15 protein-coding genes and 1 pseudogene are annotated in these 20974 nt (G+C 75.7%); 5 read left to right on the top strand and 11 right to left on the bottom strand.

Annotated features, from left to right (window positions below):
- Positions 1–78: 78 nt before the first annotated feature.
- Positions 79–909, bottom strand: a complete 831-nt coding sequence (gene lipB, locus IE106_RS19300; RefSeq protein ID WP_189535666.1) for a lipoyl(octanoyl) transferase LipB — start codon at positions 907–909, stop codon at positions 79–81.
- Positions 910–1198: 289 nt separating this feature from the next.
- Between lipB and IE106_RS19305 the strand changes: the two are divergent.
- Positions 1199–2916: pseudogene (locus IE106_RS19305) on the top strand (NsdA family TPR-like regulatory protein).
- Between the two features lie 164 nt (positions 2917–3080).
- On the opposite strand, the gene IE106_RS19310 reads toward IE106_RS19305, so the two are convergent.
- Both IE106_RS19310 and IE106_RS19315 read right to left on the bottom strand, forming a co-directional pair.
- Entirely contained in the window at positions 3081–4373 is a 1293-nt protein-coding gene (locus IE106_RS19310) for an NAD(P)/FAD-dependent oxidoreductase (protein ID WP_189535668.1), read from the bottom strand.
- A gap of 411 nt (positions 4374–4784) precedes the next feature.
- Positions 4785–5729, bottom strand: coding sequence for a TIGR01777 family oxidoreductase (locus IE106_RS19315; RefSeq protein ID WP_189535670.1), 945 nt, complete (start codon positions 5727–5729; stop codon positions 4785–4787).
- A 34-nt stretch (positions 5730–5763) separates the two neighbouring features.
- Between IE106_RS19315 and IE106_RS19320 the strand changes: the two genes are divergently transcribed.
- Complete coding sequence (locus IE106_RS19320; protein ID WP_189535672.1) at positions 5764–6258, top strand: GNAT family N-acetyltransferase; 495 nt, start codon at positions 5764–5766, stop codon at positions 6256–6258.
- Positions 6259–6306: 48 nt separating this feature from the next.
- Here the strand turns inward: IE106_RS19320 and IE106_RS19325 are convergent, their stop codons facing one another.
- Entirely contained in the window at positions 6307–6825 is a 519-nt protein-coding gene (locus IE106_RS19325) for a DUF4240 domain-containing protein (RefSeq protein WP_189535932.1), read from the bottom strand.
- A gap of 123 nt (positions 6826–6948) precedes the next feature.
- On the opposite strand from IE106_RS19325, the gene IE106_RS19330 reads away from it, so the two are divergent.
- Positions 6949–7893, top strand: a complete 945-nt coding sequence (locus tag IE106_RS19330; RefSeq protein ID WP_189535674.1) for an SDR family oxidoreductase — start codon at positions 6949–6951, stop codon at positions 7891–7893.
- On the opposite strand, the gene IE106_RS19335 is transcribed toward IE106_RS19330, so the two are convergent.
- The 6 genes from IE106_RS19335 to IE106_RS19360 form a co-directional block, all read right to left on the bottom strand.
- Complete coding sequence (locus IE106_RS19335) at positions 7884–8861, bottom strand: helix-turn-helix transcriptional regulator (RefSeq protein ID WP_189535676.1); 978 nt, start codon at positions 8859–8861, stop codon at positions 7884–7886. The two genes, IE106_RS19330 and IE106_RS19335, sit on opposite strands and share 10 nt — an antisense overlap.
- A gap of 90 nt (positions 8862–8951) precedes the next feature.
- Positions 8952–11645 carry a pyruvate dehydrogenase (acetyl-transferring), homodimeric type gene (gene aceE, locus IE106_RS19340; protein ID WP_189535678.1) on the bottom strand — a complete coding sequence of 898 codons (2694 nt, stop codon included), beginning with the start codon at positions 11643–11645 and terminating at the stop codon, positions 8952–8954.
- Positions 11646–11996: 351 nt separating this feature from the next.
- Positions 11997–12626 (bottom strand): GntR family transcriptional regulator, encoded by a 630-nt coding sequence (locus tag IE106_RS19345; RefSeq protein ID WP_189535680.1) that lies wholly within the window; start codon positions 12624–12626, stop codon positions 11997–11999.
- Positions 12627–12772: 146 nt separating this feature from the next.
- Positions 12773–14683 (bottom strand): 2-oxoglutarate dehydrogenase, E2 component, dihydrolipoamide succinyltransferase, encoded by a 1911-nt coding sequence (sucB, locus tag IE106_RS19350; RefSeq protein WP_189535682.1) that lies wholly within the window; start codon positions 14681–14683, stop codon positions 12773–12775.
- Between the two features lie 59 nt (positions 14684–14742).
- Positions 14743–16131, bottom strand: coding sequence for a dihydrolipoyl dehydrogenase (gene lpdA / locus IE106_RS19355; protein ID WP_189535685.1), 1389 nt, complete (start codon positions 16129–16131; stop codon positions 14743–14745).
- A 304-nt stretch (positions 16132–16435) separates the two neighbouring features.
- Entirely contained in the window at positions 16436–17956 is a 1521-nt protein-coding gene (locus tag IE106_RS19360; RefSeq protein WP_189535687.1) for a leucyl aminopeptidase, read from the bottom strand.
- A 995-nt stretch (positions 17957–18951) separates the two neighbouring features.
- Here IE106_RS19360 and IE106_RS19365 point away from each other — a divergent pair.
- Both IE106_RS19365 and IE106_RS19370 read left to right on the top strand, forming a co-directional pair.
- Positions 18952–19287 (top strand): DUF3492 domain-containing protein, encoded by a 336-nt coding sequence (locus tag IE106_RS19365; RefSeq protein WP_189535689.1) that lies wholly within the window; start codon positions 18952–18954, stop codon positions 19285–19287.
- Positions 19284–20129 (top strand): endo alpha-1,4 polygalactosaminidase, encoded by an 846-nt coding sequence (locus tag IE106_RS19370; RefSeq protein WP_189535691.1) that lies wholly within the window; start codon positions 19284–19286, stop codon positions 20127–20129. Before IE106_RS19365 ends, IE106_RS19370 begins: the two co-directional genes overlap by 4 nt.
- Before the next feature lie 7 nt (positions 20130–20136).
- Here the strand turns inward: IE106_RS19370 and IE106_RS19375 are convergent, their stop codons facing one another.
- Positions 20137–20949 (bottom strand): adenosylcobinamide-GDP ribazoletransferase, encoded by an 813-nt coding sequence (locus tag IE106_RS19375; RefSeq protein ID WP_189535693.1) that lies wholly within the window; start codon positions 20947–20949, stop codon positions 20137–20139.
- Positions 20950–20974: the final 25 nt, after the last annotated feature.

Consider the following 20974-nt stretch of genomic DNA (forward strand, 5'->3'; position numbering starts at 1 on the left):
TACGCCCGTCAAAAGTGCGGCCTCGCCTCTGGCCAACCTCCGGCCAGAGGGACGCATTCCCCCCCAGGTCCGGGGCGGTCAGGCGGTCGCCGCCCCCTCCGGCGCCCCCACGGGCTCCGGCGTCCGGTCGATCACGCGCGGCCGCGGCTCGGCGTCCTCCAGCACGGCCCGCAGGTGGCGCTCCGCCACCGGCAGGACCTCGGCGATCGTCACCTCGCGGCCCAGCTCGTTCGCCAGCGACGTCACCCCCGCGTCGCGGATGCCGCACGGGACGATGCGGTCGAACCAGGTGTTGTCCGGGTTCACGTTCAGCGCGAAGCCGTGCATGGTGACGCCCTTGGCGACGCGGATGCCGATCGCCGCGAGCTTGCGGTCCTCGCGGCGCTGGCCCGCGTTGGACGGGGCGTACTCGGGGCCGCTCAGGCGCGGGTCGAACTCCTCGTCGGCCAGCCGCGGGTCGAGGTCCAGCGACAGCCCGCCGAACGCGGGCCGCTCCTCGACCGGGTCGCCCAGCACCCACACGCCGCTGCGGCCCTCGACGCGGGTCGTCTCCAGCCCGAACTCCGCCGCCGTGCGGATCAGCGCCTCCTCCAGGCGCCGCACGTGCGCGACGACGTCCACCGGGCGGGGCAGCTTCAGGATCGGGTAGCCCACCAGCTGGCCGGGGCCGTGCCAGGTGATCTTCCCGCCGCGGTCCACGTCCACGACCGGGGTGCCGTCCAGCGGGCGCTCGCCGTCCGCGGTGCGCCGCCCCGCCGTGTACACGGGGGGGTGCTCCAGCAGCAGGCAGGTGTCGGGCACCTCGTCCGCGAAGCGGGCGGCGTGGACCTCGCGCTGCCTCTCCCATGCCTCCAGGTAGTCCACGGCGTCCTCACCGAACCCCAGATGGACGAATCGCAGCTCGCTCACGGCACCGTCTCCCTAGAAATGCGCGTCCCGCGCCCCTGCCACTGTACGGCGGCCGCGGCGCAGCGGACCGGGCGGGCCCGGACGGGGCCCCGGGGGGGCGCGGGACGGGAGGAGCGCCCGGGGCGGGACGGGCGCCGGAGGCGGTCCGCGGGCGTCACTGCCGGATCCGAACCTCACACGATCGGATGAATGCAGGGCGAAGGCGGCGGTATCGGCGCCCGCGACGGTTAAATTCGCGCCGTTCCAAGGGGGCTGACCCCGGCCCGGAAGGCAGGAGACCGCACAGCTGATGACGGATCGACCCCCGCAGCGCAACCCCAACCGCCAGCTCGCCGCACTGATCGCGGAAGCAGGGTTCTCCAACGCAGGTCTTGCCAGACGGGTGGATCAGCTCGGCCTCGAGCACGGACTCGACCTCCGCTACGACAAGACCTCCGTCACCCGCTGGCTGCGCGGGCAGCAGCCACGCGGCACCACCCCCGCGCTGATCGCCGAGGTGTTCACCCGGCGCCTCGGCCGGCGCCTGTCCGCCCAGGACCTCGGCCTCGACGCCTGCGCGCCGGTGTACGCGGGCCTGGAGTTCGCCGCCACCCCCGAGGAGGCCGTCGACATCGTCAGCGGGCTGTGGCGCAAGGACTCCGGCAGCCACGCCGAGCTGCGGAAGATCGCCTTCACCCCGGCGGGGCTGGTCGTCCCCAGCCGCGACTGGCTGATCGGCCGCACCGACGAGCACGTCGGCCACGACGAGCCCCCGCACGCCGCCCCCGGCCCGGCCGCCGCCCCGCCGCCGGGCGGGCGCGTACCGGCGCAGGGGCGTCCGCACGGTCACGGCGCCCCCGGCACGGCGCCGCTCGGCCTGGCCGGGGCCCGCCCCGGCCAGGGCGGCCCCGGCCCCGGCACCGCCCGTACGGCCGGCCCGCTCCGCGGGGCCCCGCCGCGCCCGGCCGGCGCGCCCGGACCGGCGGGCGCCCCCGCCCGGCCGGTGCCCCCGCCCGGCCGGTGCCCGCCGCCAGGACCGGCCCGGCGGGACCCGCCGGCGCGTCCGCCCCGGCCGACGCCGCCCTCCCCCCGCTGCGCCGGCGCGGCACCGAGGCCGGGGCGGGGCAGCGGGTGACCGCCGGGGACGTCGCGGCGCTCCGCTCGGTCGGCGAGCTGTTCCGCACGGTGGACCACGCGTACGGCGGAGGCCACGCCCGGCAGGCCCTCGTCCGGTACCTGGAGCACGAGGCCGAGCCCATGCTGCGCGGCAGCTACGGCGAGTCCACCGGGCGGCGGCTGTTCGCCGCGGCCGCCGACCTGACCCGGCTGGCCGGCTGGACGTCGTACGACATCGCCGCGCACGGGCTGGCCCAGCGGTACTTCGTGCAGGCCCTGCGGCTGTCCCAGGCGGCGGGGGACCGGGTGTACGGCTCGTACGTCCTGGTCACGATGAGCCGCCAGGCCGTCTACCTGGGCCACGGGCGGGAGGCCGTGCAGCTGGCGCGCGTCGCCCAGCAGGGCGTCGGCTCGTCGGCGCCGCCCGTCGTCCAGTCGATGCTGCACGCGGTGGAGGCGCGGGGGCACGCCGTGCTGGGGGAGGTGCGGGCCTGCACCGCGTCGCTGGTGCGCGCCGAACGGGTGCTGGAGGGCGCCCGCCCCGGGGAGGAGGTGCCGCCCTGGGCGCGCGCCTTCGACGAGGCGCAGCTGGCGGACGAGTTCGCGCACTGCCACCGGGACCTCCAGCAGTACCGGGCCGCCGCGCAGTACGCGGAGCGCGCGCTCCAGCTCTACGCGCCGGGGTACGCGCGCAGCCGTACGTTCTGCCGCGTCGTCCTGGCCTCGGCACGCCTCGCCCTCGGCGAACTGGAGCAGGCGTGCGCCCTGGGCGCGGAGGCGGCGCGGCAGGCCGCCGAGATGCGCTCGGCCCGCGCGGTGGAGTACGTCCGCGACTTCGAACGCCGTCTGGACCCCCACCGCGACGCCCTGCCGGTGCGCGCCTACCGGGAGCGGACGGCGGCACTGGACTGAACGCGCCGGCGGCGTGACCCCGGCCGCCGGCCCCCGGCCCCCGCGAGCGCGGGGGCCGGGGGCCGGGTCGGGGCGCCCGGGACGCGGTCGCGTTCCCGGGCGGCCCGGCGCGCCCGCGCCGCCCGGGAGGCCCCGCGGACGGCCCCGTGCGGGCAGGCCCCGGTCTACGCCGCCTCCTCCTCGCGGAGGGACGGGTCGGCCGGCGGGAGGCCCAGGTCCCGGAGGATCGCCTGGGCCGCGCGGCGGCCCGAGTGGAGCGCGCCCTGCGGGGAGCTCACGTCCCGGTGGTCGCCGCACACGTACAGCCCCGCCAGCAGCCGCACCGGGCGCCGCAGGTCGTGCGGGGCCGGCATGGCCGGCACCGCCTCCGGGTCGTGCCGCACCCCCAGGAGCTCCCAGTCCGCCGTCCCCGTGCCGTACAGCGCCGCCAGGTGCCGCCGCACCCGGGCGTCCAGGTCGTCCGGGGGCGTGCCGAGCACCGTGGAAGTGATCAGCACCCGGCCGTGCGGCGCCCTCGTCGGGTCCACCTCGCTCATCACCGCCGTGTGCGACACCGGGCCCGCCCGGTCCGCGTCCAGCACCAGCGCCGGAGCCGTCAGCGGCGCGGCGGGCGCGGTGTGGTGCAGGACCGTCACCGCGTGGAACCCCGGCACCCGCAGCCCCGGCAGCAGCTCCGCGGCGGCCCGCGCCCCCGTCGCCACCACCAGCGACCGGCAGGTGAACTCCCCGTGCTCCGCGGTGACCACCCGGCTGATCGACGCGTCCTTGACCCGCACCCCGGTGCGGACCGACCCGGCCGGCAGCGCCGCCGCCATCCGCTCCGGCAGCCGGGACGCCCCGCCCGCCGGGACGCACAGCCGCCCCCGCGCGAACCCGCGCAGCGCCAGGTCGGCGCACCGGCTGGAGGTGGTCAGGTCCGGGTCGCCGAGCAGGGCGCTCAGCAGTGGCCGCAGGAACGTCTCCACCGTCCGCGGCGGCAGGCCGCGGGCCGCCAGGGCCTCCGCGGCGGGGCGCTCCCGGCGGGCCAGCAACCGCTCCGTGGGGGTGCCGGCGAGCCGGGCCAGCGACGCGCCGAGGCGGGCCTGGTCCAGCGGGCGCGGACCGCTCGCCAGCGCCCTCGCCCGGGTGAGCGCGGACCGCGGGCCGCCCCGGACCTCGCCGGTGCGGTGCAGCCGGCCCGCGCTGTGCACCAGCACCCCCGGCTGGAACCGCCGCAGGGCCCCGGCGTCCACCCCGGCGACGCGGTGCAGCTCCGGGTACGACGTGTTGAGCAGCTGCCCGGCCCGGTCGAGGCGGAACCCGTCGACGTGGTCGGTGGCCATCCGCCCGCCGACCCGTGGAGCGGCCTCCAGGACCCGTACGACCAGTCCGGCGCTGGTCAGCTGGTGAGCCGCGGCCAGCCCCGCGAGCCCGGCTCCGACGACGACGACGTCCGCGTGATCTGCGGTACTGAGCACGTGATCCTCCCCGGATGACGGTTCGGTGCGTGGGTGGCTCATGCCCTGGACGGGCCCCCGGAATGCCGGAGTACGGGTCCGGGCGCCCCGAGCGGCACCAGAGCGTAGGCCGACCGGCCGGTACGGGGGAGTCGCGCGTGCGGGGGGTCACCGAAGCACGGAGGTCGCACACGCGTGCTGCCGCGGCCTCCCGCGCCGCACGTGCCCGGGCGCCGCGCGGCGCGCGCCGCACGGCCCTCCCGTACGAGCGCACGGCCTCCTCCCGTACGACCGCACGGCCTTCCGTACACCCGCCTCCCGAGGCGGACCGCCTTCCCCCGCGACCGGGCCCGTGCGACCGGACCCCGCGTGGCCGGGCCCGTACCGTCCGGCCCCGGGCGGCCGGGCGCCCCGCCCGCCGGCCGGTGCGGGTCAGGCCGCCGCGCGGATCGCCGAGTCCACCGTCGGGAAGGCGAAGCGGAAGCCCGAGTCCAGGAGACGGCGCGGCAGCACCCGCTGGCTGCCCAGGACGTCGTGGGCGAAGTCGCCCAGGGCCAGGCGGAGGGCCGGCGCCGGGACGTGGAGGACCGCCGGGCGGCGCAGGACGCGGCTCATCGCGGCCGTCACCTCCCGGTTGGTGACCGGCTCCGGGGCCGTCAGGTTCACCGGCCCCGACAGCTCCGGGGTGTCGACGAGGTGCCGCAGCGCCGCCACCTCGTCGTGCAGGGCGATGAAGCTCCAGTACTGCCGCCCGTCCCCCAGCCGCCCGCCCAGCCCCGCGCGGAACAGCGGGAACAACCGCCCCCACGCCCCGCCCCGCGCGGCCACCACCAGGCCCGTGCGGGCGTACGCGACGCGGATGCCGGCCTCCTCGGCCGCCGCGGCCGCCTCCTCCCACTCCACGCACACCGACGGCAGGAACCCCTCGCCCGCCGGGGCCGACTCGTCCACCGCGCGCGTGCCGGTGTCGCCGTAGTACCCGAGGGCCGTCCCGCACACCAGCACCCGCGGGGGCACGTCCAGCGACGCCACCGCCTCCGCGATCGCGGCCGTGCCCAGCACGCGGCTGTCGCGGATCTCCCTCTTGTACGCCTCCGACCAGCGCCGGTCGCCCACCCCGGCGCCCGCCAGGTGCACCACCGCGTCGCAGCCGGCGAGCCCCGCCACGTCCACGCGCTGCCGCTTCGGGTCCCACTCCACCTCGTCCGCGCCGCGCGCCGGCCGCCGCACCAGCCGGACGACCTCGTGCCCGTCCGCCCGCAGCGAGCGCACCAGGGCGGAGCCGATCAACCCGCCGGCACCGGTCACGGCGACCCGCCGGCGCGGGGACGGGGAGGAGGAGGCGGAGGGCGACGAGGAACCCGGGGAAGGAGACATGACCCCATCCTGCCCCCGTGGCACAGTGACGGCCATGACCTCCTCCCCCATACGCCCCGCGCGACCCGACGACGCCGAGGCCCTCAGCCTGATCGACTACACCACCTGGTCGACGCTGCACGCCGTGGTGCCGCGCCCGCAGCCGCCGTTCGACCCGTTCTTCGACGCCGACCACCGCCCGGAGAACTACCTCGTCGCGGACCTCGGCGACGGCCCCGTGGGCTACGTCCGCCTCGGTCTCCCCACCCGCCTCGCCTGCAACGGCCACGTGCGCCAGATCCAGGGCCTCGCCGTCGCCGAGTCCGCCCGGGGCCGGGGCGTCGCCCGCGCCCTGCTGCGCGCCGCCTGCGCGGAGGCCCGCCGCCAGGGCGCCACCCGCGTCACCCTGCGCGTCCTCGGCCACAACGCGCCCGCCCGCGCCCTGTACGCGTCGGAGGGCTTCGCCGTCGAGGGCGTCCTGCCGGGGGAGTTCCTGCTGGACGGGGCGTACGTCGACGACGTGTTCATGGGCCGGCCCCTCACCGGCTGACGGCCCCGGCCGCTCCCTGACCGCTCCCCGGCCACTCCCCGCCGCGTCCTAGCCGCCGAAGCGGTCCCACAGCCGGGGCAGCCGCTCCGCCAGCGCCGCGTCGTCGTCCACGTCCAGCGGTGTGCCCTCCGGTCCGGACGGCTGCGGGGCGAGCCCCAGGTCCGGCGCGTCCACGCCGGTGAGCTGCTCGTACGCCTCGTCCGCCGCGTACCCCAGCTCCTCGCCGTCCCCGTCGACCGCCGGATCGAAGTCCTCCAGCAGCTCCGCGAGCGTCTCCGCGTCGTGCACCGCGCCCTCGAACACCTCCCGGCCCCGGCCGATCAGCCAGCACCGGAAGCCGTCGAACGCGTCCTCCCCGGCCCCGCCCAGCAGCACCGCGGCCGCCGCCCACAGATCCCAGGTGTACGCGCGGTTGTACCGCGCCTCGAAGTGGCGGGCGAAGTCGAGGACGGAGTCGGGGTCCAGCCGCACCAGCCGTTCCACGAGCAGCTCGGCGTGGTCCTCGGGGTCGCCCTCGGCGGCCTCGCGGGTCGAGTCGACGATCTCCCAGAACTCCGTCTCGTCCATCACGGGACCAGCATCCGGTGTGACGGGAGGTACCGCACGGGGAACGGCGCGGGCGGAGCACCCGGACGAAACCCGCCGGAAAACCCGACAGGAGGTGTCGCCTTTGGGTGGGACGGTCACCTCATGACGAACCACAGCACCGAACACCGCGACCGGCCCCTCGCCGGCACCGTCGCCCTCGTCGCCGGCGCCACCCGGGGCGCGGGCCGCGCCATCGCCGTCGAGCTCGGCGCCGCCGGCGCCACCGTCTACGCCACCGGGCGCACCACCCGCGAGCACGTCAGCGAGGTCGGCCGGTCCACGGAGACGATCGAGGAGACCGCCGAGCTGGTCACCGCGGCCGGCGGCCGGGGCGTCGCCGTCCCCACCGACCACCTGGTACCGGACCAGGTGCGCGCCCTCGTCGCCCGGATCGACGCCGAGCAGGGCCGTCTCGACGTCCTCGTCAACAGCTGCTGGGGCGGCGACCACCTGCTCCTGTCCACCTGGAACGCCAAGATGTGGGACATCGACCTCGACCAGGGTCTGCGCATGCTGGACCTCGGGGTCCGCAGCCACGCCATCACCAGCAGCGTCGCCCTGCCGCTGCTGGTGCGCCGCCCCGGCGGCCTGGTCGTCGAGATGACGGACGGCAACGCCGAGTACAACCGGCGCTTCCGCGAGCAGTTCTACTTCGACCTCGCCAAGACCGCCCCGATCCGCATGGCGTTCGCCCTCTCCCACGACCTGAAGGACGTGGGCGGCACCGCCGTCGCGCTCACCCCCGGGTTCCTGCGCTCCGAGGCGATGCTCGACCACTTCGGCGTACGGGAGGAGAACTGGCGCGACGCCTGCGCCCGCGAACCGCACTTCGCCGTCGCCGAGTCGCCCGTGTACGTCGGCCGGGCCGTCGCCGCCCTCGCCGCCGACCCGGACCGCGGCCGCTGGAACGGCCGGTCCCTGGACAGCGGAACGCTCGCCAAGGAGTACGGCTTCACCGACGCCGACGGGTCGCGGCCGGACGCCTGGGGGTACTTCCGCGACGTCGTCGACGGCGGCAAGGACGCGTCCGCGGACGACTACCGCTGATCCCGCCCGTACAGCTGCGCCATCCGCGCCGCCGCCCCCGCGAACCGCTCCCGGAGCGAGGGCGGCTCCAGCACCTCGGCCTCCGGGCCCAGCGCCAGCAGCTGCCCGAACACCACCTCCTCGGACTCCGCCGGCAGGGTGACCGTCACCCGGCCGGCGGGGTCGGGGGGCCCGGCCGCCTCCAGCGCCTCCCGCGCCGCCGAGCGGTCCGTCACGTACGGCAGGGCGCGCGCCCCCGCCTCCGAGAGCCGCACCACGACCGCCGTGCGCAGCAGGGACCGCGCGAACTGGGCGGCCCGCTCCTCCCAGAACCCCGGCAGGTCGAACGACTCGTCCCGGTCGAACCCCTCCTCGCGCAGGGCGACCCGGGTGAACCGGTCCACGCGGTAGACCCGCACCGCGTCGCCGCACCGCGCGCACAGGTACCAGACCCCCGCCTTCAGCACGAGCCCGTACGGCGCGAGCTCCCGCTCCACCTCGCGCTCGCCCCGCAGGTACCGGGCGTCGACGAGTCGGTCGCCCCACACCGCCTCCGCGAGCACCGGCAGCAGCCCCGGCGTCTCCGGCTCCTGGTACCAGCCCGGCGCGTCCAGGTGGAACCGCTGCGCCGCCGTCCGGGGGGCGTCCCGCAGCGACGGCAGCAACGCCGCCGACACCTTCAGGCGGGCCGCCGACGCCGCGTCCTCCAGCCCCATCTCGCGCAGCGCGCCCGGCACCCCCGACAGGAACAGCGCCTCCGCCTCGCCGCGGGCGAGGCCGGTCAGCCGGGTCCGGTAGCCGCCCACGAGCCGGTAGCCGCCGCCGCGCCCCCGGTCCGCGTAGACCGGGACTCCCGCCTCGGAGAGGGCCAGCGCGTCCCGGGTCACCGTCCGTTCGGACACCTCCAGCTCCCGGGCCAGTTCGGCGGCGGTCATGGACGGCCGGGACTGGAGCAACAGCACCATCCTGATCAGGCGAGCGGCACGCATCACGCCATCATGCCCGGCGGCGGCCCCCGGGTACGACCGTGCCCCGGCCGCCGTGACGGCGGCCGGGGCACGGGTGCGGGAGGGGCGGGCCTACAGGCCGTACCGCTCCCGGGCGTCCTTCACCGAGGAGGCCGGGACCTCGCCGCGGCGGGCGAGCTGGGCCAGCGCGGCGACGACGATCGACGGGGCGTCCACGCCGAAGTGGCGGCGGGCCGCCTCGCGGGTGTCCGACAGGCCGAAGCCGTCGGCGCCCAGCGACGTGTAGTCCTGCTCGACCCACTGCGCGATCTGGTCGGGGACCTGGCGCATGTAGTCGCTGACGGCCAGCACCGGGCCCGGCGCGTCGGCCAGCGCCTGGCGCACGTACGGCACCCGCTCCTCGCCGCGCAGCAGCGCCGCGTCGGCCTCCAGCGCGTCGCGCCGCAGCTCGGTCCAGGAGGTCGCGGACCACACGTCGGCGGTCACGCCCCACTCCTCGGCCAGCGTCCGCTGGGCGTCCAGCGCCCAGTGGATCGCGGTGCCCGAGGCGAGCAGCTGGAGGCGCGGCGCGCCCTCGGCGCCCGAGCCCTCCTTGAACCGGTACAGGCCCTTGACGATGCCCTCGTCGACGTTCTCCACGGCCGGCTTGGCGGGCTGCGGCATCGGCTCGTTGTAGACCGTCAGGTAGTAGAAGACGTTCGGGTCCTCGCCCGGGGCGCCCTCGCCGTACATCCGGCGCAGGCCGTCCTTGACGATCACCGCGACCTCGTACGCGAACGCCGGGTCGTACGTCAGCGCCGCCGGGTTGGTCGCCGCGATGACGGGGGAGTGGCCGTCGGCGTGCTGGAGGCCCTCGCCGGTCAGCGTCGTGCGGCCGGCGGTGGCGCCGACGAGGAAGCCGCGGCCGAGCTGGTCGCCGAGCTGCCACATCTGGTCGGCGGTGCGCTGCCAGCCGAACATCGAGTAGAAGATGTAGAACGGGATCATCGGCTCGCCGTGCGTGGAGTACGCGGTGGACGCGGCGATGAAGTCGGCCATCGAGCCGGCCTCGGTGATGCCCTCGTTCAGGATCTGGCCGTTGACGGCCTCCTTGTAGTACATCAGCTGGTCGCGGTCGACCGGCTCGTACGTCTGGCCCTTCGGCGAGTAGATGCCGAGCGACGGGAACAGCGACTCCATGCCGAACGTGCGGGCCTCGTCCGGGACGATCGGCACCCAGCGCCTGCCGGTCTCCTTGTCGCGGACCAGGTCCTTGACGAGGCGGACGAACGCCATGGTGGTCGCGACGGACTGCGAGCCGGAGCCCTTGTCGAACGCGGCGAACGCCTTCTCCGCCGGGGCCGGCAGCGGCGCGACCGGGTGGACGCGGCGGGCCGGGGCGGGGCCGCCGAGGGCCGCGCGGCGCTCCTGGAGGTAGCGGACCTCGGGGGAGTCGGCGCCCGGGTGGCCGTAGGGCACCTGGCCGTCCTCGAAGGCGCTGTCCGGGATGGGCAGGCCGAGGAGGTCGCGCATGTCCTTGAACTCGTCCACCGTCAGCTTCTTCATCTGGTGGTTGGCGTTCTTGGACGCGAAGCCCTTGCCGAGGGTGTGGCCCTTCACGGTCTGGGCGAGGATCACCGTCGGCGCGCCCTTGTGGCCCAGCGCGGCCTTGTACGCGGCGAAGACCTTGCGGGCCTCGTGGCCGCCGCGCGAGAAGTGGAAGCACTCGACGATCTTGTCGTCGGACAGCAGCCTCGCCATCTCGACGAGGGCCGGGTCCTTGCCGAAGAAGTCCTCGCGGATGTAGGCGGCGTCGCGGGTCTGGTACGTCTGGACCTGCGCGTCCGGGACCTCGCGGAGGCGGCGGACGAGGGCGCCGGTGGTGTCGAGCCGGAACAGCTCGTCCCAGGCCGTGCCCCACAGGGTCTTCACCACGTTCCAGCCGGCGCCGCGGAACTGGGCCTCCAGCTCCTGCACGATCTTGAAGTTGGCGCGGACCGGGCCGTCGAGGCGCTGCAGGTTGCAGTTGATGACGAAGGTCAGGTTGTCGAGGCCCTCGCGCGCGGCGAGCGCGAGCGCGGCCGTCGACTCGGGCTCGTCCATCTCGCCGTCGCCGAGGAACGCCCACACGTGCGAGGCGGAGACGTCCTTGATGCCGCGGTGGGTGAGGTAGCGGTTGAACCGCGCCTGGTAGATGGCGGAGAGCGGGCCCAGACCCATGGAGACGGTCGGGAACTCCCACAGCCACGGCAGCCGGCGCGGGTGCGGGTAGGAGGGCAGGCCGTTGCCGCCGGCCTCCTGGCGGAAGTTGTCGAGGTGCGCCTCGGTGAGGCGGCCGTCGAGGAAGGCGCGGGCGTAGATGCCGGGGGAGGCGTGGCCCTGGATGAACAGCTGGTCGCCCGAGCCGTCCCGCTCCTTGCCGTGGAAGAAGTGGTTGAAGCCGGTCTCGTAGAGCCAGGCCGCGGAGGCGAAGGTGGCGATGTGGCCGCCGACGCCGTACTTGGAGCCGCGGGTCACCATGGCGGCGGCGTTCCACCGGTTCCAGGCGGTGATCCGGGTCTCCAGCTCCTCGTCGCCCTCGAAGCCGTAGCCGGCCTCGGCGGCGGTCGGGATGGTGTTGACGTAGTCCGTCTCGAGCAGCTTCGGCAGCGCCAGACCGGAGTCCTGGGCCCGCTCCAGGGTGCGGCGCATCAGGTACGCGGCACGGTGCGGCCCCGCCGCGGCGGTCACGGCGTCCAGGGACGCCTGCCACTCGGCGGTCTCCTCGGGGTCGCGGTCCGGGAGCTGGTCGAGCTCGCTCGGCTGGATGCGGGTGGGGTCGGTCATAATCGCCGCCTTCCTGAGTCGAAGGGGTGTGGAGCCCTTGGTCTTGGCAGGACAGGGCGAGGGGGACCTCTGTTGAAGTCCGCCGACGACTGTACGACCGTGATCGATGATCGATCAAAGGGAGAACGGCAAAATCTTATGTCAACGGGCAAAGTCGGCATCGGGTGCCATGATTCTGGGCACGCGGTGCCGTGTTTTCTTAGGGAAAGGTGAACGTGTGAGCGCGCTCACCTCAGGATGAGCACACCGCGCGCGGGAGGCGGCGGCCCGGCTCCGGGCGCGCGGGAGGGCCGCCCGCCGCCCCGTGCCCGGGGCGTGCGGGACGGCGGCGGGGGCGGGCCGGCGCCGCCGCTACGCGCGCGGGGCGCAGCCCAGGACGTGGGCCTTGACGAGCGCGCCGATCCCCGGGTCCCGGCGGCGGAACGCCGCCAGCAGGTCCTGGTGCTCCTGGGCGTACTCCTTCTGGACCGTGCCGAGCCAGCGGATCGACAGGGCCGTGAAGACCTCGATGCCCAGGCCCTCCCAGGTGTGCAGGAGCACCGCGTTGTGCGCGGCGCGTACCAGCTCGCGGTGGAAGGCGACCGTGTGCCGCACCTGGGCCGTCCCGTCGCCGTGCGCGTCCGCCTCGTACAGCGCCGCCACGTGCGGCTCCAGCGCCGAGCAGTCCGCCGCCAGGCGCTCCGCCGCCAGCTCCGCGGCGATCTGCTCCAGGCCCGCCCGGACCGGGTACGACTCCTCCAGGTCCGCGGCGGTCAGGTTCCGCACCCGGACGCCCTTGTTCGGGGCCGACTCGATGAGCCGCAGGCTCTCCAGCTCCCGCAGCGCCTCCCGCACGGGCGTCTGGCTCACCTGGAGCTCCGTCGCGATGCGACGCTCCACGATCCGCTCACCCGGCTTCCAGCGGCCACTGACGATCCCCTCCACGATGTGCTCGCGGATCTGTTCCCGCAGCGAGTGCACGACGGGGGGCGGGGTGGTCATGGAGGGGGCTCCTTCGCTGCCGCGGCGGTCGACACCATCGCGGCCATTATTCCGCCCGGGCACGGGCCGGACGGCGACGGCGCCCCCGCACCGGGCGACTGCCGGTGCGGGGGCGCCGTGTCGGGCCTAACGGCCGTCGGGCGGGCTCACAGGCCGAGGTCGACCTCGAACTCGCCGGCCTCCAGGATCGCCTTGACGGCGCTCAGGTAGCGGGCGGCGTCCGCGCCGTCGACCAGGCGGTGGTCGTACGACAGCGTCAGGTACGTCATGTGGCGCACGGCGATCGTCTCGCCGAGCTCCGGGTGGTCCACGACGACCGGACGCTTCACCGTGGCGCCGATGCCCAGGATGGCGACCTGGTTCGGAGGGACGATGATCGTGTCGAACAGCGCACCGCGCGAGCCGGTGTTGCTGATGGTGAACGTCGCGCCGGCCAGCTCGTCCGGGGTGATCTTGCTGGCCCGGACCTTGGCGGCCAGGTCGGCCGTGGCCTTGGCGATGCCGGCGATGTTCAGGTCGCCCGCGCCCTTGATGACCGGCGTCATCAGACCCTTCTCGGAGTCCACGGCGATGCCGATGTTCTCCGAGTCGAAGTACGTGATGGTGCCCTCGTCGTCGTTGATCCGGGCGTTGATGACCGGGTGGGCCTTCAGCGCCTGGGCCGCCGCCTTGACGAAGAACGGCATCGGGGAGAGCTTGACGCCCTCGCGGGCGGCGAAGGCGTCCTTCGCCCGGCCGCGCAGCCGCATCAGCTTGGTGATGTCGACCTCGACGACCGAGGACAGCTGGGCCTGGCCGTGCAGCGCCTTCATCATGTTGTCGCCGATGACCTTGCGCATGCGGGTCATCTTGACCGTCTGGCCGCGCAGCGGGGACGCCTCCGGGGCCTTGGCGGCCGGAGCCGGGGCCTCGGCGGGGGCCGGGGCGGCCGGGGCCTTGGCGGCCTCGGCGGTGGCGAGGACGTCCTGCTTGCGGATGCGGCCGCCGACGCCGGTGCCCTTGACGGACGCCAGGTCGACGCCGTGCTCGGCGGCGAGCTTGCGCACCAGCGGGGTCACGTACGCACCCTCGTCCGTCGCCTGGGCGGCGGCGGGCGCGGCCGGGGCGGCCGGAGCCGGCTGCGCCGGGGCGGCCTGGGCCTGGGCCGGAGCCGGGGCGGCCTGCGCCGGAGCGGGCTGCGCCGGAGCGGCCGGAGCCGGGGCGGCCTGCGCCGGAGCGGGCTGCGCCGGGGCGGCGGGGGCCGGAGCGGCCTGGGCCGGAGCCGGAGCCGGGGCCGGCTGCGCCGGGGCGGCCTGGGCCGGGGCCTCGGGAGCGGCCGGGGCCGGGGCCTCGGCGGGGGCCGGGGCGGCCGGAGCCGGGGCGGCGGCCGGAGCGGCACCGGGGGCACCGATGACGCCCAGCTTGGCGCCGACCTCGGCGGTCTCGTCCTCGTTGACGACGATCTCCAGCAGCACACCGGAGGTCGGGGCGGGGATCTCGGTGTCGACCTTGTCGGTGGAGACCTCGAGCAGCGGCTCGTCGGCCTCGACGGAATCGCCGACCTGCTTCAGCCAGCGCGTGACGGTGCCCTCGGTCACCGACTCGCCCAGCGCGGGCAGGACGACGTCGGTGCCCTCGGCCGAGCCGCCGCCGGCGGCGGCCTCGGCGGTCGGGGCGGGGGCCGGGGTCTCGGCCTCGGTCGACGGGACGGCCTGCGGGGCCTCCTGCGCCGGAGCCTCGGCGGCGGCCGGGGCGGGGGTCTCCTGCGCCGGGGCGGGCGCCGGGGCGGGCGCCGGGGCCTCGGCGGCGGCCGGGGCGGGGGCCTCGGCGGGGGCGCCCGTGCCGTCGTCGATGACGGCCAGCTCGGCGCCGACCTCGACGGTCTCGTCCTCGGCGACCTTGATGGAGGACAGGACGCCGGAGGCGGGAGCGGGGATCTCGGTGTCGACCTTGTCGGTCGAGACCTCGAGCAGCGGCTCGTCGGCCTCGACGCGCTCGCCCTCCGCCTTCAGCCAGCGGGTGACGGTGCCCTCGGTGACGCTCTCGCCGAGCGCCGGCAGGGTTACGGAAACCGGCATGGTTTCACTTGCTCCTAACGAACTTGTGCGGTAAGTGGTCGCGCCCGGTGACCGGTGCGTCAGTCGTGGGAGTGGAGGGGCTTGCCCGCGAGGGCCAGGTGGGCCTCGCCGAGCGCCTCGTTCTGCGTCGGGTGGGCGTGGATGAGCTGGGCCACCTCGGCCGGCAGCGCCTCCCAGTTGTAGATCAGCTGGGCCTCGCCGACCTGCTCGCCCATGCGGTCACCGACCATGTGGACGCCGACCACGGCACCGTCCTTGACCTGGACGAGCTTGATCTCGCCCGCGGTCTTGAGGATCTTGCTCTTGCCGTTGCCCGCGAGGTTGTACTTCAGCGCGACGACCTTGTCCGCGCCGTAGACCTCCTTGGCCTTCGCCTCGGTGATGCCCACGGAGGCGACCTCGGGGTGGCAGTACGTCACCCGCGGCACGCCGTCGTAGTCGATCGGGACCGGCTTCAGGCCGGCCAGCCGCTCCGCGACCAGGATGCCCTCGGCGAAGCCGACGTGCGCGAGCTGGAGGGTCGGGACGAGGTCGCCCACGGCCGAGATCGTCGGCACGTTGGTCCGCATGTACTCGTCGACCAGGACGTAGCCGCGGTCCATGGCGACGCCCTGCTCCTCGTACCCCAGGCCCTGGGAGACCGGGCCGCGCCCGATCGCGACCAGCAGCACCTCGGCCTCGAAGGTCTTGCCGTCCGCCAGGGTGACCCTGACGCCGTTCTCGGTGTACTCGGCGCTCTGGAAGAACGTGCCGAGGTTGAACTTGATCCCGCGCTTGCGGAAGGCGCGCTCCAGGAGCTTCGAGCTGTTCTCGTCCTCGACCGGGACCAGGTGCTTCAGGCCCTCGATGATCGTGACGTCCGTGCCGAAGGACTTCCACGCGGAGGCGAACTCGACGCCGATGACACCGCCGCCGAGGATGATCGCGGACTCCGGGACGCGGTCCAGGGTCAGCGCGTGGTCCGAGGACAGGACGCGGTTGCCGTCGATCTCCAGGCCGGGCAGCGACTTCGGCACGGAACCCGTGGCGAGCAGGACGTGGCGGCCCTCGACGCGCTGGCCGTTCACGTCGACGGAGGTCGGGGAGGAGAGGCGGCCCTCGCCCTCGATGTACGTCACCTTGCGGGAGGCGACCAGACCCTGCAGGCCCTTGTACAGGCCCGCGATCACGTCGTCCTTGTACTTGTGGACGCCCTTGATGTCGATGCCCTCGAAGGAGGTCTTGACGCCGAACTGGTCCGCCTCGCGGGCCTGGTCGGCGATCTCACCGGCGTGGAGCAGGGCCTTGGTGGGGATGCAGCCGTTGTGCAGGCAGGTGCCGCCGAGCTTGTTCTTCTCGATCAGTGCGACGTCCAGGCCCAGCTGCGCACCTCGCAGGGCCGCGGCGTAACCGCCACTGCCACCGCCGAGGATCACTAGGTCGAAAACGGTGCTGGCGTCGTTCGCCACGTCACGTCCTCCATGCATGTGCGCCGGCCGCCGGTCCTCGATGACTGGCGGCGGCTGGGGTTCGGCCGCTGTCTCTTCGGCCCTGTGGTGGGGGCCCTGTCCTGCCGGGAACCCATCTTCGCACTTGTCGCGGGAGTGCGGGACGCGGGGCCGGTTCCTGAGACCTGCCGACGGGACGCGAACGGCCCCGGACGGGTGACGTCCGGGGCCGTTCGCCGGGGCCGCCCGGGGGCGGCCGTACCGTGCGGTCCCTTCGCTGCCGGCCCTCCCCTGGGCCGGCAGCCCTCCCCGGGACCGGACCGGGTCAGCCCAGGTCGCCCTCGGCGACGCGCTCCGCCAGCCGCACCAGGGTGCGCACCGCCGAGCCGGTGCCGCCCTTCGGGGTGTAGCCGTACGGGCCGGACTCATTGAAGGCCGGGCCGGCGATGTCCAGGTGGGCCCAGGTGATGCCCTCGCCGACGAACTCCTTCAGGAACAGGCCGGCCACCAGGCCGCCGCCCATGCGCTCGCCCATGTTGGCGATGTCGGCGGTGGGGGAGTCCATGCCCTTGCGCAGCTCCGCCGGGAGCGGCATCGGCCAGGACTGCTCGCCGACCTCCTCGGCGATCTCGTGGATCGCGGTGCGGAACGCGTCGTCGTTCGCCATGATGCCGAACGTGCGGTTGCCGAGCGCGAGGACCATCGCGCCGGTCAGGGTCGCCACGTCGACGATCGCGTCCGGGTTCTCCTCCGAGGCGCGGGTGAGCGCGTCGGCCAGCACCAGGCGGCCCTCGGCGTCGGTGTTGAGCACCTCGACGGTCTTGCCGCTGTACATGCGCAGCACGTCACCGGGGCGGGTGGCCGAGCCGGACGGCATGTTCTCGGCGAGCGCCAGCCAGCCGGTGACGTTGACCGGCAGGCCGAGCCGGGCCACGGCCACGACCGCGGCGAACACGGCGGCGGCGCCGCTCATGTCGCACTTCATGGTCTCGTTGTGGCCGGCCGGCTTCAGGGAGATGCCGCCCGAGTCGTACGTGATGCCCTTGCCGATCAGGGCGAGGCTCTTCTTCGCGTCCGGGTGGGTGTAGGCGAGCCTCACCAGGCGCGGCGGGTTCTGCGAGCCGGCGCCGACGCCGAGGATGCCGCCGTAACCGCCCTTGGCGAGCGCCTTCTCGTCGAGGACCTGGACCTTGAGGCCGTTCTCCTTGCCGGCCGCGGTGGCGACGGCGGCGAACGCCTCGGGGGTCAGGTCGTTCGGCGGGGTGTTGATCAGGTCGCGGGCGCGGTTGAGCTCCTCGGTCACCGCGAGCGCGCGCTCCGCGGCCGCCTTGGCCGCCTTGTCGCGCGGCTTGGCGCCGAGCAGGACGACCTCGGCGAGCGGGCCCTTGGCGTCCTTGCCCTGCTCCTGGTAGGCGGTGAAGGCGTACGCGCCGAGCAGCGCGCCCTCCGCGACGGCCGCCACGTCCTCCGTCGCCTCGACGGGCAGGGCGAAGCCGGCCTTCTTCACGCCGGTCAGGGCGCGGGCGGCCGAGCCGGCGGCGCGGCGCAGGACCTCGGTGTCGTACGTCTCGTCCTTCCCGGGCGTCCGGCCGAGGCCGACGGCGAGGACGAGCGGTGCCTTCAGGCCGCCGGGCGACGGGGCCTTGGTCACCTCGCCCTCGGCGCCCGACGCGCCGAGGGTCTCCAGGACGGCGGCGAGCTTCCCGTCGAACGCCGAGTCCACGGCCTCGGCGCCCGGAGCGACGACGAGCCCCTTGCCGCCGTCCGCCGCCTTGGCGACACCGACCACGAGGGCGTCGGCGCGCAGGGACGCGGCACCGGCGGTGCTGAGAGTGAGAGCAGTCACGGTGGTGAAATCTCGCTTCCGTTGAGTTCTTTGGCGGTCGAGGGGTGGGCCGACCGTGCCCGCCGCATGGTAAGTCGGCCCGTTGGCGCGGCGGGCACGAGCCTACGCGCGCGCGGTGGCGCCGCTCACGAGGGCGTCCGTTCGCCCGTGCGAGGCCCCCGGTCACGCTCCCGGCGATCGCGGGGCCGACCGCGTACCCGTTTGCGTCATCTCCACGGATCCTCCCGGCGCGGGCACGTCGCGCGGGAGTACCCGCCGAGGGGGAAAGTCCCTGCGCCGCCCCGCAGTCCGGGCCCGCGGAACGGCCGGCGCCCTGCTCGCCGCGTCGCTGCTCGCCGCCCTCCGGCCCGCCTCGGCCGCGGGCGCCGCCACCGCCGCCGCGGCCCGCGTCGACCTGGCCGTCCCCGTCGTCGACGACGGGGGCGGCGCCGTCGCGGCCCTCACATCCGAACTCCGCGCCTCCGGTGTGCCGTACCGCGGAGTCGTGCTCTCCGACCCCGACCGGCCCGTCGTCGACGCCGGGTTGCCCGCCGGGGCCCACGACGCGGCGACCGGCCGGCCCCGCGCCGGGTACCAGGGCGTGATCCTGCCCGGCGAGGCGTCCGGCGGCCTCGGGGAGGACGAGCGGGCCGCGCTCGCCGCGTACGAGCGCGCCCTCGCCGCCGGCGGGGTCACCGCGTACCGCGTCGGCGACACCGTCACCGTCCAGGAGCCGCCCGGCGCCTCCGTCCCCCTCACCGCGTACCGCGTCGGCGACACCGTCACCGTCCAGGAGCCGCCCGGCGCCTCCGTCCCCCTCACCGCCCCCGAGGGCACCCGCGGGACGGGCCTGCTCGAGACCGGCCCCTTCGGCCCCCCCTACGCGGGCGCCCGCTCCGCCTGGGAGACTCCGGGGAAGCTCCGGAGCACGACCACCCCGGTGCCGCCGACGACCACCCGACCACCTCGGCCCCGCCCTTCCGCGCCGGCCCGACCGCCCACACCGGGGGAACCCCATGCCCAGCAGTGGCCGCCACGCCGGCCTGCTCACCGGAGGCACCCACCCGCACGTCCACGGAGGCGTGAGCACCCGGTGCGACCGGTTCGTCCGCGGCACGCCCGACGTCGGCTCCCGGGTCCCCGCCCTCACCGGCAGCGGCCGCGAACCGGCCGTCCGGGAGCTGCCGCCCCACGTCCGCCGGCACACGTCGTTCCCCCGTGGGGACCGGTCCCCGGCCGCTCCCGGCACCCCGTCGGACGCGCGGGTCACCGCGCCCGTCCGGTGCGCGGTGCCCGGCGGCGGGGCGCACCCCCGGGGGACCCTTCCGCACGCACTGGAGCACCGCCCGTGAGACACCCCTCCCGCCTCCTCCTCGTCGTCGGAGCCGTCCTCGCGCTGCTGGCGGCGGGCTGCGCCGCCGGCCCCGGCGACCGGGAGCGCCCGGCGCCCGGCACCGGCCCCACCGCCGGCGGTCCCCCCTCCGGCACCCCGAGGGCCCCCTGGCGGCCCGCGCCGGGCACGGCGTGGCAGTGGCAGCTCAGCGGCCGGCTCGACCCGGCGGTGGACGTCCCGGTGTACGACATCGACGGCTTCGACCACCCCGCGTCCGCCGTCGCCGACCTGCACCGGCGCGGCCGCAGGGTGATCTGCTACCTGTCGACGGGCGCCTGGGAGGACTTCCGCCCCGACGCGGCGCGGTTCCCCGCGTCGGTGCTGGGCAAGGGCAACGGCTGGGAGGGCGAGCGCTGGCTCGACATCCGCCGCACCGACGTGCTCGAACCGCTGATGGCGGCCCGCCTCGACATGTGCCGCGCCAAGGGCTTCGACGCCGTCGAACCGGACAACATGGACGGCTACGCCAACGACACCGGCTTCCCCCTGACCGCCGGCGACCAGCTCCGCTACAACCGGCTCGTCGCCCGCCTCGCCCACGCGCGCGGCATGTCCGTGGCCCTGAAGAACGACCTGGACCAGATCCCGGAACTGGTCGGGGACTTCGACTTCGCCGTCAACGAGCAGTGCGCCCAGTACGACGAGTGCGACGCGCTGCGGCCGTTCCTCGACGCCGGGAAGGCGGTCCTCCACGTCGAGTACGAGCTGCCCACGCGCGAGTTCTGCCCCTCGGCGCGCCGCACGGGGATGAGCTCGATGCTCAAGGAGTACGACCTGGGGGTCTGGCGCAGGCCCTGCTGAGCGCCCGTCAGCCCAGGGCCGACACGACCAGCGCGGCGGTCGCCGCCGTCTCCGCGACCGCCCCGAACACGTCGCCCGTCACCCCGCCGAACCGGCGCACGCACCGGCGCAGCAGCACCTCCGCCGCGCCCAGCGCCACCAGGGCGCCCACCGCGTGGCACAGCGCGCCGTACGCCTCCGGGGCCGCCCCGGACAGGGCCCCGGCGCCCGCGCACGCGCCCACCACCAGGGCGCCCGTCAGCAGCGCGGCGCGCGGCGGCACGGTGCCCGCGACCACCGCGCCCAGCCCCTCGGGCCGGGCCGCCGGGACGCCGGTGCGGGAGGCGAGGGTGAGCGCGAGCCGGGCGACGGTACCGGCGAGGACCGCCGCGACGGCGCCGCGCGCCCACCCCTCGTCGTACAGCCGGTGGAGCGCCGCCACCTGCGCGAGCAGCACGAGGAGCAGCGTGACGACGCCGAACGGCCCGATGTCCGACCGCTTCATGATCCGCAGTGCGTCCTCGGCGGGCCTGCCGCTGCCGAGCCCGTCGGCGGTGTCGGCCAGCCCGTCCAGGTGGAGGCCGCGGGTGAGCACGGCGGGCACGGCCGTCGAGGCGACGGCGGCGAGCAGCGGCCCGGCGCCGAGCAGCAGGAGCAGCGCGCCGGCCGCCGCCGCGCAGAGGCCGACGACCAGCCCGGCGACGGGGGCGCACAGCATCCCGGAGCGGGCCGCGTCCCGGTCCCAGCGCGCGATCCGCGCGGGAAGGACGGTGAGCGTGCCGAAGGCGAAACGCAGGCCGTGGAGGCGCGGGAGCGCGTCGGGGGTCGTCACCGCGCGCACACTAGTCGCTGCCGGACGCGCCCCA

This window comes from Streptomyces roseolilacinus (assembly GCF_014649335.1).
In the GTDB taxonomy this organism is placed as follows: Bacteria; Actinomycetota; Actinomycetes; order Streptomycetales; family Streptomycetaceae; genus Streptomyces; species Streptomyces roseolilacinus.

Coding starts and splice junctions, on each gene's coding strand:
- IE106_RS19315 (WP_189535670.1), bottom strand. CDS start 5,729: ATGTCTCCTTCCCCGGGTTCCTCGTCGCCCTCCGCCTCCTCCTCCCCG.
- IE106_RS19320 (WP_189535672.1), top strand. CDS start 5,764: ATGACCTCCTCCCCCATACGCCCCGCGCGACCCGACGACGCCGAGGCC.
- IE106_RS19325 (WP_189535932.1), bottom strand. CDS start 6,825: ATGGACGAGACGGAGTTCTGGGAGATCGTCGACTCGACCCGCGAGGCC.
- IE106_RS19330 (WP_189535674.1), top strand. CDS start 6,949: ATGACGAACCACAGCACCGAACACCGCGACCGGCCCCTCGCCGGCACC.
- IE106_RS19335 (WP_189535676.1), bottom strand. CDS start 8,861: ATGCGTGCCGCTCGCCTGATCAGGATGGTGCTGTTGCTCCAGTCCCGG.
- aceE (WP_189535678.1), bottom strand. CDS start 11,645: ATGACCGACCCCACCCGCATCCAGCCGAGCGAGCTCGACCAGCTCCCG.
- IE106_RS19345 (WP_189535680.1), bottom strand. CDS start 12,626: ATGACCACCCCGCCCCCCGTCGTGCACTCGCTGCGGGAACAGATCCGC.
- sucB (WP_189535682.1), bottom strand. CDS start 14,683: ATGCCGGTTTCCGTAACCCTGCCGGCGCTCGGCGAGAGCGTCACCGAG.
- IE106_RS19365 (WP_189535689.1), top strand. CDS start 18,952: ATGCCCAGCAGTGGCCGCCACGCCGGCCTGCTCACCGGAGGCACCCAC.